This is a genomic window from Aphanothece microscopica RSMan92 (assembly GCF_046613545.2).
Taxonomy (GTDB): Bacteria; Cyanobacteriota; Cyanobacteriia; order PCC-6307; family Cyanobiaceae; genus NIES-981.
The window spans coordinates 1-429 of sequence record NZ_JBKKKY020000577.1 but is presented as its reverse complement, the minus strand read 5'-3'; the positions used below and the strand labels follow the sequence as shown (position 1 = coordinate 429).

Here is a 429-nt window from a genome sequence, read left to right as displayed (position 1 = left end):
CCAGCAAGCTGGGCTTGGTAGATGGGACTTTGACCAGTATTGCTGTTTCCGTCCGTGACGAGCAACAGGGCCCCTGGGGCTTCGTCAACAGGAACATTTGTAGCCCATCGGATGGCCGACGCGATATCCGTCCGTTGACCACGATAGTCCAAGGAATCTCGAACGTACTTGCCATCCACAGCCGATACAGATCCATCGAAGACAGCAAAACGCACGTCATTTGGGCGCAATCGTTCTACGGTCTCCAACACTTCCGCCATTTGTTGAGAGCGGCGAACGGTTGCATCCGTCATACCTGCGCTCGCAGAACGATCGACGAGTACCGTGACTACTGGCCTGGTGGAGGTGGACGTCACCGTCCTCAGAAGCGGCTCAAACAACGTCAGGATGAGAATTGCCAAACCAAGACTACGGAGGGTTATAAGCGCG

The 429-nt window shown here is 55.2% G+C and carries 1 protein-coding gene; it reads right to left on the bottom strand.

Annotation, left to right across the window (positions count from 1 at the left end):
* The coding region (locus tag ACLD7X_RS19130; RefSeq protein ID WP_411425260.1) for a vWA domain-containing protein at window positions 1–293 on the bottom strand (293 nt) is incomplete at its 3' end.
* Window positions 294–429 lie beyond the last annotated feature (136 nt).